Source organism: Luteibacter sp. P4_E6 (genome assembly GCF_056401535.1).
This window is the reverse complement of the sequence record NZ_JBFUJE010000067.1, coordinates 1-13,519: the sequence shown is the minus strand read 5'-3', so window position 1 is coordinate 13,519 and position 13,519 is coordinate 1. Positions and strand designations below refer to the sequence as shown.

General features: G+C 63.9%; 17 protein-coding genes and 1 pseudogene. 6 read left to right on the top strand and 12 right to left on the bottom strand.

All coding sequences use genetic code 11. From position 1 onward, the window contains the following. The 10 genes from AC1DT2_RS06830 to AC1DT2_RS06785 all read right to left on the bottom strand — a co-directional run. Positions 1–144 (bottom strand): transposase (locus tag AC1DT2_RS06830; RefSeq protein ID WP_477295359.1); only part of this gene is annotated, 144 nt, incomplete at its 3' end. A 94-nt stretch (positions 145–238) separates the two neighbouring features. Beyond that, positions 239–931: a lipoprotein-releasing ABC transporter ATP-binding protein LolD gene (lolD, locus tag AC1DT2_RS06825; RefSeq protein WP_477295355.1), complete on the bottom strand. Its 693-nt coding sequence runs from the start codon at positions 929–931 to the stop codon at positions 239–241. Further along, complete coding sequence (locus tag AC1DT2_RS06820) at positions 924–2,165, bottom strand: lipoprotein-releasing ABC transporter permease subunit (protein ID WP_213947684.1); 1,242 nt, start codon at positions 2,163–2,165, stop codon at positions 924–926. The genes lolD and AC1DT2_RS06820 overlap by 8 nt, the downstream gene beginning before the upstream one ends. A gap of 98 nt (positions 2,166–2,263) precedes the next feature. Further along, positions 2,264–2,674, bottom strand: a complete 411-nt coding sequence (locus AC1DT2_RS06815) for a hypothetical protein (RefSeq protein ID WP_477295352.1) — start codon at positions 2,672–2,674, stop codon at positions 2,264–2,266. After that, positions 2,646–2,894 (bottom strand): FAD assembly factor SdhE, encoded by a 249-nt coding sequence (locus tag AC1DT2_RS06810; protein ID WP_477295357.1) that lies wholly within the window; start codon positions 2,892–2,894, stop codon positions 2,646–2,648. The genes AC1DT2_RS06815 and AC1DT2_RS06810 overlap by 29 nt, the downstream gene beginning before the upstream one ends. Before the next feature lie 162 nt (positions 2,895–3,056). Further along, positions 3,057–3,842 (bottom strand): succinate dehydrogenase iron-sulfur subunit, encoded by a 786-nt coding sequence (locus AC1DT2_RS06805; RefSeq protein ID WP_477295350.1) that lies wholly within the window; start codon positions 3,840–3,842, stop codon positions 3,057–3,059. A 21-nt stretch (positions 3,843–3,863) separates the two neighbouring features. Then, on the bottom strand, positions 3,864–5,648 hold the full coding sequence (gene sdhA, locus AC1DT2_RS06800) for a succinate dehydrogenase flavoprotein subunit (protein WP_477295348.1): 1,785 nt from the start codon (positions 5,646–5,648) through the stop codon (positions 3,864–3,866). Positions 5,649–5,651: 3 nt separating this feature from the next. Continuing rightward, a complete protein-coding gene (sdhD, locus tag AC1DT2_RS06795; RefSeq protein ID WP_063572474.1) occupies positions 5,652–6,038 on the bottom strand; it encodes a succinate dehydrogenase, hydrophobic membrane anchor protein in 387 nt (128 codons plus the stop codon). Beyond that, positions 6,035–6,427 carry a succinate dehydrogenase, cytochrome b556 subunit gene (gene sdhC / locus AC1DT2_RS06790; RefSeq protein ID WP_063572475.1) on the bottom strand — a complete coding sequence of 131 codons (393 nt, stop codon included), beginning with the start codon at positions 6,425–6,427 and terminating at the stop codon, positions 6,035–6,037. Before sdhC ends, sdhD begins: the two co-directional genes overlap by 4 nt. A 59-nt stretch (positions 6,428–6,486) precedes the next feature. Continuing rightward, a complete protein-coding gene (locus tag AC1DT2_RS06785; protein WP_082879133.1) occupies positions 6,487–6,654 on the bottom strand; it encodes a DUF1674 domain-containing protein in 168 nt (55 codons plus the stop codon). A gap of 126 nt (positions 6,655–6,780) precedes the next feature. On the opposite strand from AC1DT2_RS06785, the gene ygfZ reads away from it, so the two are divergent. Both ygfZ and AC1DT2_RS06775 read left to right on the top strand, forming a co-directional pair. Further along, positions 6,781–7,590 (top strand): CAF17-like 4Fe-4S cluster assembly/insertion protein YgfZ, encoded by an 810-nt coding sequence (gene ygfZ / locus AC1DT2_RS06780; protein ID WP_477295345.1) that lies wholly within the window; start codon positions 6,781–6,783, stop codon positions 7,588–7,590. A 492-nt stretch (positions 7,591–8,082) separates the two neighbouring features. Further along, positions 8,083–8,517 (top strand): cell wall hydrolase, encoded by a 435-nt coding sequence (locus tag AC1DT2_RS06775; protein ID WP_477295343.1) that lies wholly within the window; start codon positions 8,083–8,085, stop codon positions 8,515–8,517. Positions 8,518–8,836: 319 nt separating this feature from the next. Here the strand turns inward: AC1DT2_RS06775 and AC1DT2_RS06770 are convergent, their stop codons facing one another. Both AC1DT2_RS06770 and AC1DT2_RS06765 read right to left on the bottom strand, forming a co-directional pair. Further along, the gene (locus AC1DT2_RS06770) at positions 8,837–9,304 is read right to left on the bottom strand and encodes an outer membrane lipoprotein (protein ID WP_063572478.1); all 468 of its coding nucleotides are present in this window, start codon (positions 9,302–9,304) and stop codon (positions 8,837–8,839) included. A 26-nt stretch (positions 9,305–9,330) separates the two neighbouring features. Continuing rightward, a complete protein-coding gene (locus AC1DT2_RS06765) occupies positions 9,331–9,942 on the bottom strand; it encodes a glycine zipper 2TM domain-containing protein (RefSeq protein WP_213947687.1) in 612 nt (203 codons plus the stop codon). 142 nt (positions 9,943–10,084) lie between these two features. Between AC1DT2_RS06765 and AC1DT2_RS06760 the strand changes: the two genes are divergently transcribed. The 4 genes and pseudogenes from AC1DT2_RS06760 to AC1DT2_RS06745 all read left to right on the top strand — a co-directional run. Next, complete coding sequence (locus AC1DT2_RS06760) at positions 10,085–10,852, top strand: TatD family hydrolase (protein WP_477295340.1); 768 nt, start codon at positions 10,085–10,087, stop codon at positions 10,850–10,852. 196 nt (positions 10,853–11,048) lie between these two features. Continuing rightward, on the top strand, positions 11,049–11,576 hold the full coding sequence (locus AC1DT2_RS06755; RefSeq protein WP_477295338.1) for a MarR family transcriptional regulator: 528 nt from the start codon (positions 11,049–11,051) through the stop codon (positions 11,574–11,576). Beyond that, on the top strand, positions 11,573–13,033 hold the full coding sequence (locus tag AC1DT2_RS06750; protein ID WP_477295336.1) for an efflux transporter outer membrane subunit: 1,461 nt from the start codon (positions 11,573–11,575) through the stop codon (positions 13,031–13,033). The genes AC1DT2_RS06755 and AC1DT2_RS06750 overlap by 4 nt, the downstream gene beginning before the upstream one ends. Then, a pseudogene (locus AC1DT2_RS06745) lies at positions 13,030–13,519 on the top strand (EmrA/EmrK family multidrug efflux transporter periplasmic adaptor subunit); the annotation flags it as partial. The gene AC1DT2_RS06750 and the pseudogene AC1DT2_RS06745, both read left to right, overlap by 4 nt.

The following is a 13,519-nucleotide window of genomic DNA, read 5'->3' as shown; positions in this document are numbered from 1 at the left end:
CTGCCGCTCCTGCTCGACCCAGCGCCGCAAAGCCGTCGGGCCAAGCCCAAGCAGCCCGCACACGGCAGGCACGGAGCGGTTCTCATCCAGTACTAAACACACCGCCCGGCGCTTGAGCGCCGGGTCGATCGGTCGATATCCCATGATTCACCTCGGTAGGGATTTTGCTCCTACATGGGTGTCCAGGAAAATTAGACCACCGCAAATCGGCTCCTACAAAGGGTGCTGGCTCTTAAGCTCAGCGCTCGTGCAATTCGCCCGAATGCAATTCCAGCGTCCGGTCCATCTTCCCGGCCAGACGCGAGTCATGGGTCACCAGCACGAAGCTCGTGCCGATTTCGCGGTTGAGTTCGACCATCAGCTCGTAGACCGCCGCCGCGTTGGCTTCATCCAGGTTGCCGGTCGGCTCGTCGCCAAGCACGCAGGCCGGGCGCGTCACCAGCGCCCGCGCAACGGCGCAGCGCTGCCGCTCACCACCGGACATCTCCGCCGGACGATGACGCAGGCGCGCGCTAAGGCCTACACGATCGAGCAAAGCCGTGGCTTCCTTCTGCGCCTGCGCAATGGCCACACCGCGAATCAACAGCGGCATGCACACGTTTTCCAGCGCCGTGAACTCKGGCAGCAGATGATGGAACTGGTAGATGAAACCCAGTGAGCGATTGCGCTCGCGACCGCGCTCGGCGTCCGACAACTCGGACAGCACGCGGCCGTTCACCTCGACCTTACCCGCCGTCAGCGTGTCCAGGCCGCCGATGATGTGCAGCAGGGTCGACTTGCCCGAGCCGGACGCACCGACGATGGACATGGTCTCACCGCGGCGCAGGGAGAAATTCACGTTGGAAAGGACGCCCGTACGCAGGTCGCCTTCCTCGTAGACCTTGGCCACGCCGGTGGCGCGCAGGRCGATGTCGTCGTTCGGCTTATTCATAACGGAGCGCCTGGGCGGGCTGCGTGCGCGAGGCGCGCCACGCCGGGTACAGGGTGGCCAGCAGGGAGAAGATAAAGGTCACCAGCACCACCCAGCCCACGTCGGACCACAGCAACTGGCTCGGCAGTTCGCTGATGTAATAGACATCTGGCGACAGGAAGGTCTGCCCGGTGACGTGCTCGATCCACTTCACCAGGCCCGGCAGGTTGAACGAGAGCAACGCACCGAGAAACACACCGAAGCCGATGCCGACGATACCGACCAGGATGCCCTGGACCATGAACATGCCCATGATGCTGCGGGGCGTGGAACCCAGCGTGCGCAGGATAGCGATGTCGGCTTGCTTGTCGGTCACCAGCATCATCAGCATCGAAATCAGGTTGATCACCGCGACGAGGATGATCAGCGACAGGATGACGAACATCACCGTCTTCTCCATGTCGATCGCGCGGAAGAAATTCGCGTGGGTGTCCATCCAGGTTTCGACGCGATAGGCCTGGCCGAGCTTGTTCACCAGCTCCTGTGCCACGGGCCATGCCTGGCGCATGTCGTCCAGCTTGAGGCGGATACCCGTGGGACCGGCGAGGCCATTGAGCCGTTCGGCGTCCGGCATGGACACGAGCGCGAGATTCGCATCGTATTCCTGCATACCCAGTTCGAAGATGCCGCTGACGGTGAAGCTGCGCAGCTTGGGTACCGCCCCCATGGGCGTGGCCGTGAACTGCGGCACCACGACGGTGAGCTTGTCGCCCACGTTCACGCCGAGCGTGAGGGCGAGCTCACGACCGAGGATGATCTTCCAGCTCCGATCAGTCAGGTCGGACATCTTGCCTTCGACCATGTGCTTGTCGAGGTCGGAGACGTTCGGCTCCATCGACGGCACCACGCCGCGAATCAGTGCGCCACTGGGCCGCTTGGCCTGCAGGAAGGCCTGGGTTTCGACATACGGCGCCGCACCAAGCACATGCTTGGTGCCCTCGGCCGTTTTCACCGCGGTCTGCCAGTTCTGCACGGTGTCGTCGATGCCGGAGACGGTCACGTGCGACACGGCACCGAGGATGCGTGTGCGCAGTTCGCTGTCGAAACCGTTCATCACCGACATCACCGTGATGAGCGCAGTGACGCTGATCGCGATGCAGACGATCGACACGGTGGAAATGAAGGAAATGAACTGGTTGCGACGCTTGGCGCGCGTGTAGCGCAGTCCGATAAAGAGTTCGAGGGGTCTGAACATACCTGTCGATCGCAGCCTGTAGTAAGGGAGCCCGCCACGAAAGGCATGCACCGCGCGGCAGAGTGCCCGATGCCGCCGATTCCGGCAAGCTGGCCGCCTCATCGCGCCGCGGAAAGACGGGCCCTGAGGACCCGCAGATGGTCCGCATCGGTATTGTCGGGCAGCATGGCCACATGGGCTGCTCCGCCCTTCCACCGAAAATGCAGGAAGACCGAGGTTCCGACCACGCGCGAGGCCACGAGTTCGGCCGGAAAGGCGCGCCCCGTGCGGTCCCGTACCGTCCAGAGACCGTCGAAGGCCCAGTCCAGCGCCCCGATGKGCGGCCTGCGACCATGCGCCGCACGCACGAGCCCCACCGTCGCGACAACGGCGGCGAGCGCCCAGCGGAGGATCCAGGGTAGCGAGGTGAACAAGGGGGCGATCGTGGCGAGGACGACCGCCAGGAGCACGAAACGGCTCAGAAAAGGCGAAGGCCTCAGGTCAAAGCTGATGCCGTGAGCGGATCTCATCGATGATTGCCTGCCAGTCGTCGCGGGGGGCAAAGGCATGGCCCATCACCCAATCCCAGAGATCGGGATCCTGCACGTCCAGAAGTTCGTCGAATACCATCCGTTTCGCTTCATCCGCGTCAGCGTAGCGCTCGTCCAGCCAGCCGCCGAACRGGCGATCGAGCTCGCGCGTACCCCGACGGGTGCGCCAGCGCAGGCGTTTGAGGCGGGCTTCTTCCATCATAGGAGGTCTGGCGCTCTCTGTAGGAGCCGATTCATCGGCGATCGGGTGCTTGCGACATCCCCGCGGCCTGTGGGAGCCGCTTCAGCGGCGATGGGTGCTTGCGGCGAGCACCCATTCGCCGATGAATCGGCTCCTACATAAAGCCATCGCCGCCTACATTCAGGCCGAGCGGCGCTGCACGATCAGCTTCTTGATCTCCGCGATGGCCTTGGCAGGATTGAGACCCTTCGGGCAGGTGCGCGCGCAGTTCATGATCGTGTGGCAACGGTAGAGCTTGAACGGATCTTCGAGATCGTCCAGGCGCGCACCGGTGTCTTCGTCACGGCTGTCGACGATCCAACGGTAAGCCTGCAGGAGGATCGCCGGACCGAGGTAACGGTCGCCGTTCCACCAGTAGCTCGGRCASGASGTSGAGCAGCAGGCGCAGAGGATGCACTCGTAGAGACCGTCGAGCTTCTGGCGGTCTTCCGGCGACTGCAGGCGCTCCTTATCCGCAGGAGCCGGGCTCTGCGTGCGAATCCACGGCTTGATGGACGCGAACTGGGCGTAGAAGTGCGTGAGATCGGGCACCAGATCCTTCACCACCGGCATGTGCGGCAGCGGATAGATGTTGACCGTACCGCCACTGCACTCGTCGATGGCCCGGGTGCAGGCSAGCGTRTTGGTGCCGTCGATGTTCATCGCGCASGARCCGCAAATGCCTTCACGGCACGAGCGGCGCAGCGAGAGCGTCGAGTCGATCTCGTTCTTGATCTTCAGCAGGGCGTCGAGAACCATCGGACCGCACGTATCGAGATCCACCTCGTACGTGTCGGTGCGCGGGTTCTGGCCGTCGTCCGGCGTCCAGCGATAGACCTTGAAGGTGCGCACGTTCTTCGCGCCCTTCGCCGGGAAATGCTTGCCGGCCTGGATCTTGGAATTCTTGGGTAGCGTGAACTCTGCCACGATTGCCTCTCCGGTCCGGTATCAGTAAACGCGCTTTTTCGGCGGTACGACTTCAACGTCGTCCGTCAGGGTGTACATATGCACCGGGCGGAAGTCGAAGCTGGAGTTACCGGCCTCGTCGATCCACACCAGCGTGTGCTTCTGCCAGTCGTGGTCGTCGCGGTCCGGGAAATCCTCGCGTGCATGCGCACCGCGGCTCTCCGGGCGCTGTTCCGCCGAATGCATCGTGGCCACGGCCTGCGCGAGCAGGTTCGACAGCTCCAGTGTTTCGATGAGGTCGGAGTTCCAGACCATCGAACGATCGCTGACCTTGACCTGGCCGAACGAGGAGTACACCTCGGAGATCTTGGCCTTGCCTTCCTTCAGCGTTTCGCCGGTGCGGAACACGGCGGCGTCGKMCTGCATGGTCATCTGCATTTCAGCGCGGATGTCGGCAGTCGGCTTGGCGCCGTCGGCATGACGCAGGTTGTCGAAGCGCGCGAGGATCTTGTCCAGCGCGTTGGCCGGGAGATCCTTGTGCGGTGTGCCGGTCTTGATCAGCTCGGCGCAACGATGCGACACGGCGCGGCCGAACACGACCAGATCGAGCAGCGAGTTCGAGCCAAGGCGGTTCGCGCCGTGGACCGACACGCAAGCGGCTTCGCCGATGGCGAACAGGCCCGGCACGATCGAATCCGGATCGTCGTCACGCTTGGTCACGACTTCGCCGTGGTAGTTGGTCGGGATGCCGCCCATGTTGTARTGSACGGTCGGCAGGACCGGGATCGGCTCCTTGGTCACGTCCACGCCGGCGAAGATGCGTGCCGACTCGGCGATACCCGGGAGACGCTCGTTGATGACCTCGGGACCGAGGTGCATCAGGTTGAGGTGGATGTGGTCCTTCTTCGGGCCCACACCGCGACCTTCGCGGATCTCGATGGTCATCGCGCGGCTCACGACGTCGCGCGAGGCGAGRTCCTTCGCSKWMGGYGCGTAGCGYTCCATRAAGCGCTCACCCTCGGARTTGCYSAGGTAACCGCCTTCGCCGCGCRCGCCYTCGGTGATCAGRCAGCCSGMGCCGTAGATRCCGGTCGGRTGGAACTGCACGAACTCCATGTCCTGCAGCGGCAGGCCGGCGCGMRGCACCATGCCGCCGCCGTCGCCSGTGCAGGTATGSGCCGAGGTGGCGCTGAAGTAGGCACGGCCGTAGCCACCCGTTGCCATGACCACGGCGTGGCCGCGGAACAGATGCAGGGTGCCTTCGTTCATGTCGAGGGCGAGCACGCCCACGCACTTGCCGTCCTCGAACACGAGGTCGATGGCGAAGTACTCGATGAAGAACGTGGCGTCGTGCGCGAGGGCCTGCTGGTAAAGCGTRTGCAGGATGGCGTGGCCGGTRCGGTCKGCCGCGGCGCAGGTGCGCTGCGCGGTGCCCTGGCCGTAGTGCGTGGTCATGCCGCCGAACGGGCGCTGGTAGATCTTGCCTTCCTCGGTACGCGAGAACGGCACGCCGTAGTGTTCCAGCTCGATGATGGCCGGAATGGCCTCACGGCACATGTACTCGATCGCGTCCTGGTCGCCGAGCCAGTCGGAGCCCTTGATCGTGTCGTAGAAGTGATAACGCCAGTCGTCCTCGCCCATGTTACCGAGCGCGGCGGAGATGCCGCCCTGAGCCGCCACGGTGTGGGARCGGGTCGGGAAGACCTTGGTGATGCAGGCGGYCTTGARRCCCTKTTCRGCCAKGCCGARCGTGGCKCGMAGGCCCGCGCCGCCGGCGCCGACSACGATCACGTCGTACTTGTGTTGTTGAACCTTATAGGATTCCATCGATCAGCTTCCGAGCGCGATGCGCAGCACGGCCAGCACGCCCGTAAGCGCGGCGAGTACGGCGATGAACTTGATGAGTACCAGCGAGGTCATTTCGAGCCAGCGGGTATGGACGTAGTCTTCGATCACCACCTGCAGGCCGAGCACGGCGTGCTTGAACATGGTGATGATGAGAGCGATGAGCAGCACCGCGTTCCAGGGCTTCGCAATGGTCGCGCGGGCCGTGGCGTAGTCGGCGTGCATCAGGCCGAGCACGGTGATGACGAACCAGAGGGTCAGGAAGACCAGGGCGAGCGCAGTGATGCGCTGGGTCATCCAGTGGCCGACGCCTTCCTTCGCCGAGCCCAGGCCGCGTGCGCGGGCGAGCGGGTTGCGCAGATCCTTGCTCATGCGTGGCTCCCGGTCAGCACATAGGCCCAGACGGCCACCGTCAGCACGATGGAGACGATGATCGCCATCCAGCTGGTGCGGACGAACGTCTCGATCGCGTAGCCCTTGCCGGTGTCCTGGACCAGGTGACGGATGCCGTTGCACAGGTGATAGAAGAAGGCCAGGGTCCAGCCGATCATGACGATCGTGCCGAAGGCGCTGGTCGCGCAGGCGGTAAAGGTCGCGAAGGCGTCCTGACCGGCGGCGAGGGCGGCAAGGCCCCATACGATGAGCAGGCTACCGACGGCGAGGATGATGCCGGTGGCGCGATGCAGGATGGAAGAAGCCATCTGCACTTGCCACTTGTAGACCTGGAGATGCGGTGAGAGCGGTCGTCCCGTTTGTGCCATGGCGGCTATCCTGGATTGGAATCGCTGATGCCCGACGATCTCTCCCCGCCTTCCGATCCTCAGAAGTCGATGCAGCGTCCGTTCTTTTCCCAGTCGCCGTAACGCGTTGGGTCCAATGGCGCTTTCTCGACCCCTGGCGTGCCGTTCGTGGGGACGATCGGCGTGACGAGCGGTTTCGCCGGGGCGGAATCGTTCGCGTCTTTGGGTTCGGAGGGATTGTCGGACATGGTTATAAAGCCCTAAAAGCGTAATACCTGTGCCACCTCAGCACAACCTTCACGATTATCAAGAGGGTTGGTTTGGCCTTGGCCCGGCCGTATATCTTACGCTTCCGCCCTGCCTTGCGCCTCCCCATGCCGAGCCGTACCACTCGCAGCATCACCCTGACCGGCCCCGACGCGGCCTCCTTCGCCAATGCCCAGTTCAGCAGCGACGTCCTCGCCCTGCCCCGCGGCCGGTGGCAATGGAGTGGCTGGCTCGACCCCAAGGGCCGGGTGCGCGCGCTGCTACAGATCGCCCGACCCGACGACGAGCGCTTCGTCGTGATTCCGCGCGGAGGCGACGGCGAAGCGATCGCGAACGACCTGCGTCGTTTCGTCTTTCGGTCGAAGGTGAAGATCGTCGTGTCGGATGTACTGCACACCAGTGATGGCGACGCACTCGACGACACGCATGTTTGCGAAGACGAAAGCGGTGCGATCCGTTTCGGCGAAGGACATGCGTCGTTGCGGTTCGGCGATGCGAAAGTCGACAACGCGAAAGTTGAAAGCAGTAACGACGCGTGGATCGCGCGGCACATTTCGAATGGCTATGCATGGCTTCCGGATGGAGCGATCGACGCCTTGCTTCCACCCGCTCTGTCGATGGAACGCCTGGGTGCTGTTTCATTCAATAAAGGTTGCTTTCCCGGCCAGGAAATCGCAGCGCGCCTGCATTACCTTGGCGGCCACAAGAAACACCTGCATACCGTCACGAGCGACAGCACGCTCGCCGAAGGACATTCGCTACGCGTTGACGGCAACACTGTCGGTATCGTGTTGATGTGTCATGCATCAGCACCAAAGCCTATATCGCTTGTCGTATTGGATGACGCGGCCGTACAAGCAGACACTCTTGAAATCGAAGGCATGCGTCTGCACATCGTGTCGACGTTCGACGCATGAGCATTTGCAAGCACATTCGTAAAATAAAGTTCAACAGCGTGTGTGAGCAAAAGCTGAACCGTACCGCATACGCACTTGCCAAATTTGCATTGCGCTACTAGGCTCCGCCGATCCATTTGAGTGGCCGTGGTGTTGCATCACGGTTACGCCCGCGACGATCCGTCGACGATGACGGTTCTGGCGCGACCCGGCAAAAGCCGGAGCACGAAACGCGCGCACCATCTGATTGCGCGTAGTAAGCCGACAGAGCCGCCGCCCATTGCGCGATGCCGCTCCCTTTCGGCAAACCCCCATTACCGGACGGCTCCGGACAGCCGTCTTGTACAGTCACAGTGTGTGACGCCCGACTCATCCGCGTAACTGATTCTCAGCGGGTGCCTTCGGTTGGTCCAGGTAGTAACGGCCTGCCCGCCCGTCTACCGCTCATACGTCCCCCATGGCCTTTCCATGAAAGCCGCAAGTGACGGAAAAGCTCGTTGGAGGCAGATACACATGAAACTTTCCGCTTTGCTATGGATGGCGTCCGTCCTTCCAAGCCACCTCGCTGACCAGACGTGCCTGGCGACGACGGTATATCTCGAAGCACGCAGCGAACCCACCATCGGCCAGTATGCCGTGGCGGAAGTCGCCCTACGGCGCCGCGATCGCGGCATGGGCGGCGACAAGGTGTGTGCCGTCGTCTCGGCTCCACGCCAGTTCGCGATTACCACGACACCAAAGGATTTTGAAATAACCGATCTCGTTTCATGGACCAAGGCGTGGAAAATCGCTGGCGACTCCCTCAACAACTGGAGCCTGCCCAAGAGCGAACGCCTCGTTTATGTTCCGCAAGCAGATCATTTCGCGACCGTTGCGGTCGCACCGAGCTGGTCAGCCAGCCGCGTCGTTCGCAAGATCGGCGACCACKCGTTCTACGCCGTCAACTGACGTAAGCGAAAGAACACGCGGGGGAGAAGGAATCCAGGCGGGCAGCTTGGGATTCCCGGGAAAAGGGGCCCTCGGACGAGGGCTTTTTTTTGCCTTTTATAAAGCGGCCATTGCCATCACCCCCACGCTTTTGTAGGAGCCGATTCATCGGCGATGGGTGCTCGAGACCAACTCACGTTCTCTGAAAACAAGAAAGGCCCGCCTGGTAGCGGGCCTTTCTTGTTTTAGCCGTCTGGACGTCTGTAGAGGTTGACGTATTCCGGCATCGCCGCTGAAGCGGCTCCTACAGGAATCGCGCGACATCCACATCCAACGCGCGTTACCTGCGGTAGACGTGGTCACCCTGGATGACGACGTAATCGCCACGGCGAAGCTGTGGATCTTCCCGCTGCGTTACCGTCGCCACTCGCCCGTCATCCAGACGAATACGTACGCGGAACACGGCCTCATCCGCACCGTTGCGCTTGCCGACGGCATTGCCGACGAAGCCACCTGCCACGGCACCACCAACGGTAGCGGCCGTGCGACCGTCACCGTGGCCAACCGTGTTACCCAGCAAGCCGCCGGCCACCGCGCCAATCACGGCACCCAAGGGCGACGAATCGCGCTGGGTGTAGACCTGCTCCACATCGCTGACGGTGCCGCACTGATCGCAGCCCCGCGGGGGACCGGAATACACCACGCGATCCTCGTGGTAAACGCGTCGCGGCGGCTCATAGCAAGCCGTCAACGACAGAGTGGCAACAGCGGCGGCAACGAGGCCGGACTTACGGACGAAGCTGTGCATGGGTGGCGTCCTGGTGAATGGGTTGATCAACGCGCGTCGGAAATGACGGAAACGCCTTCCTGGACCTGGACGCGGTCGCCCGGATCGTGATCCATACGCACCGAACGCGTCACGCCGTTGTACTCATAGCGCACGTCATAGGCGACGACCTTGTCGCCCGCCGTGCCAGCCACCGTCTCGCACTTGCGGATGGTGCTGGTGGTCGTGTTGTTTTCCTGGTGGTTTTCCTGGATCTCGTGGCCGGCGTAACCGCCGCCCACGGCACCTGCGACCGTAGCAAGGGTGCGACCCTTACCGTGGCCGATCTGGTTACCCAGGAGGCCGCCTGCGACGGCGCCGATGGCGGTACCGGCGACCTGGTGCTGATCCCGCACCGGGACGTGGCGCGTCACGACCTCATCGTGGCACTGACGCTGTGCGGCCGTGGCCGTCTCGCGGACCGGATCCACGCTGACCACGCGACCGTAGCGCGGGCCATTGTCCGCCGGCGGCGGCGCGGCGGCGGCGTTGAGCGCCGAGGTGCCGGGCGACTGGGCATTGGCCACATCTGCGTTTGCATCGCGGTTGCAGGCGGAAAGGCTCAACACAAGGGCCGCGCCCAAACCAGCGTTCAGGACGGAAATCTTCAACCTGCTCATAACCCTACTCTCCTAACAAAGGTCGGCGACTCGATGGCGCATGTGCCCCATCACCCGGAAGTCGCCTCGATGACATTTGACAGTCGTTAAACTGAACGACGCCTTAGACTCACGCCCACAACCCCACCGGCCGCTGACTGACATGCTCGATCTGGTAGATACCCATGCCCATCTGGACGATGTTTCGTTCGACGGAGACCGTGGGGCGATGTTCGATCGGGCCAGCGGGGCCGGCGTGCGGCGCTGGATCGTACCGGCGATCGACCGGGGAAACTGGGAAGCCATCGAGGTTTTGTGTGCGGCGCGTGAAGGCGCCTTCCCCGCCTATGGTCTGCACCCGCTGCGGATCGACGCCCATCGCGACGAGCACCTTGCCGAGCTGCCGGGCTGGCTCGACGGCCACGGCGCGATCGCCGTGGGCGAGATCGGGCTGGATTTCTATGTCGAGGGTCTCGACCCGGTGCGCCAGCGCGAGGTTTTCGTCCGGCAGTTGCACATCGCCCGCGAACACGACCTGCCCGTGATCGTGCATGCCCGTCGCGCCTTCGAGGAAACCATCCACACCTTACGCCGCGTCGGCGGACTGCGCGGCGTGGTCCACAGCTTCTCCGGCAGCGAAGAACAGGCCCGGCAGCTCTTCGACCTCGGCTTCCATCTCGGCATTGGAGGCCCCGTCACCTACGAGGGCGCGAATCGCATCCGTCGCGTGGTCACCGGCATGCCACTGGAGTGGCTTCTGCTGGAAACCGACGCCCCGGACCAGCCCTGCGCCCATCGTCGGGGCATACGCAACGAACCGGCCTTCATGACGGATGTCCTCGAGACGATTGCCTCGTTGCGTGACGTGTTGGCCGAAGATATCGCTGCTGCGACGACGGCGAACGCGATGAAGCTGTTCAAACTCCCATAACCCAGCAGTAGAGCCGAAAACCGTGTAGGAGCCGATGCATCGGCGATCCCGCGGCAGCGGGCCAGGCTGTCGCGAGCACCCGTTCGCCGATGAATCGGCTCCTACAGTGGTGCTGCGCCCTTCTGCACGGCACATTGCGCATCGGCCGACATACTTGCTAGCCTAATAGTTCACCAGCGAACTATTTGCCAGCGAAATGTCCAGCCTCAAACCTTGCGTGGATGCCCTCTATGAGGGTGTGGATCGCGTCGCACAAAGCATCCCCGGCCTGCCGAAGTCGGAAGTCCTCCTCGTCCGGCTGCTCATGCTCACGGCGGGAGCCCTGTTGCGCGAGTTCGAAAACAAGCTCAAGCCGTATGGCATGAACGACAGCGACTTCCGCACGCTGATGATGCTTTACAGCAGCGAAGACGGCAGTGCGACACCGGGCGAACTCTGCGCGCTGGCCGAGCAGAAGCCGACCAACATGACCCGGATCGCCAACGCGCTCGCCAAGAAGGCCCTGATCTCGCGGTCGCATGCCACCCATGACCGTCGTCAGGTGCTGCTCCGGATCACCCCGGCAGGCCGTCGTTTCGTCAACAAGATGCTCCCACCGATGTTCCCTCCTCTCATGGAGAACTTCGCCTGTTTCAGTTCCACCGAGCGCAAGACCTTCGAGAAACTCCTGAAGAAGCTCGCCTTGCATATCGACCCGAAGGTCGACACGGACGACACGCCATGACACCTGCCCTGCTCCGTCCCGCGCTACTCGCCGCCGCGGTCACCACCTTGCTCGCCGCCTGCCACATCCCCGCGAAGATCGACCGGCCTGCCCTGCGCGATGACGTGCCGCTTGCCGGACTCGTTACGGACCAGCGCCCGGGCTGGCCGGCCGCCGAATGGTGGCGCGCCTATGGCGACCCGCAGCTCGACACCCTGATGGACATGGCGTTGCGCGGCGCTCCCGATCTCGCCCAGGCGAAGACGCGCGTCGACTCGGCGCAGCAGAACATCCGCGTCGCCGCGGCGCAGGCCGGTCTTCGCGTCGACGGCAGCGCGCAGGTAGCCCGTCAGCGGATGAGCGAGCATGGGTTGATCCCCGCCCAGTTCCTTGGTTTCACCTGGTACAACCAGGCCGACATCGGCGTGCAGGTCAGCTACGACTTCGACTGGTGGGGCAAGAAGCGCTTCACGCTTGAATCCGCGATCGATAGCGCACGCGCCGCAGAAGCGGAGCGTTCAGCCTCCTCGCTCGCCATCCAGGCAGTGGTCGCCGACACCTACTTTGGCTGGCTTGCCGATATGTCGCGCGTGGCCATTGCCGACCGCCTTGTCGCCGTGCGCGAGCGTGCGCTGCGAATCGCCGAGTTGCGCGTGAAGCAGGGCGTGGACGTTCCTGACACCGCCCAGCAGGCTCGCGCCGAACTGGCCAGCGCTCGCCAGCAGCGTGTCGCCTTGCAGGGATCCGCGGATATCCGCCGCGCCTCGCTGGCTACGCTCGTCGGTGTCACCCCCGCGCAGTTGCCTCCTCTCGCCCCACGCCCCCTGCCGGATGTCGGCGGYGGCCTCCCGGCGAACGTCGGCACCGACCTGATGGCACGCCGTCCCGATATCGCGGCCAGCCGCTGGCAGGTCGAAGCAGCGCTGCGACAGACGGATGCGGCACGCGCCCAGTTCTTCCCGGATGTGAGCCTGAGCGGTATGGCCGGCCTGTCCAGCATCGACATGGACAAGATCTTCTCACCCAGCAGCCGTGTGTTTTCGTTGACGCCGGCGCTGCACCTGCCGATCTTCGAAGGCGGCGCCCTCGAGGCCAACCACGGCGTCAGCCAGGCACAACTCGGTGCCGCCGTGGCCCAGTACAACGCGACCGTGGCCTCCGCTGCACGTGACGTCGCCACGCAGGCCCTGGGCGCGCAACAGCTTGCCGCGCGTCGCACGCAACAGAACGAACAGATCGACTCGGTCAAGACATTGCTCGCCAGCGCGAAAGCCCGTGCGGCCCGCGGCATCCGCGACGATCGCGAGTCCCTGGAAACCGAAGCCTCGCTCGCCCAACAGCTGGACGCCGACGCCGACCTGCAGGGACAGGCCCTGTCCACCGATGTCGCGCTGATCAAATCACTCGGCGGCGGCTATCGCGCAGAAACCACCGATTCCCCCTCCACGCACAGCACGAACGGAACCCAGACCCCATGAGCGCCACCACGACCGACACGCCGCGCACGCAGGAAGAAAGCGGCAACGCGCCGAAGGACAAGCGCAAGCGGAATCGCGCGCTGCTCATCGCCGCGCTCCTGTTCGGCTTCGCCGCCCTTGCGTGGTTCCTGCTCTGGCTGTTCGTGTTTTCCAAGCGCGAAACCACCGACGACGCTTATGTCGGCGGCAACCAGGTCGGTATCTCGGCCCAGGTGCCGGGCATCGTCGTGGGTGTCTTCGCCGATGACACCCAGCGCGTGAATGCTGGCCAGGTACTGGTGAAGCTCGATCCGACGGACGGCGATGTCGCCCTGCGCAAAGCGAGCAGCGCCCTGGCCCAGGCCGTGCGCCAGGTGCGCCAGCAGACGCAGTCCGCCGCCAGTGCCGATGCCGCGCTCGGCACGCGTCGCCAGGACCTGAAGCGCGCGCAGGACGATCTCAGGCGGCRCATCCCCCCGCAGGACGATCTCAGGCGGCACATCCCCC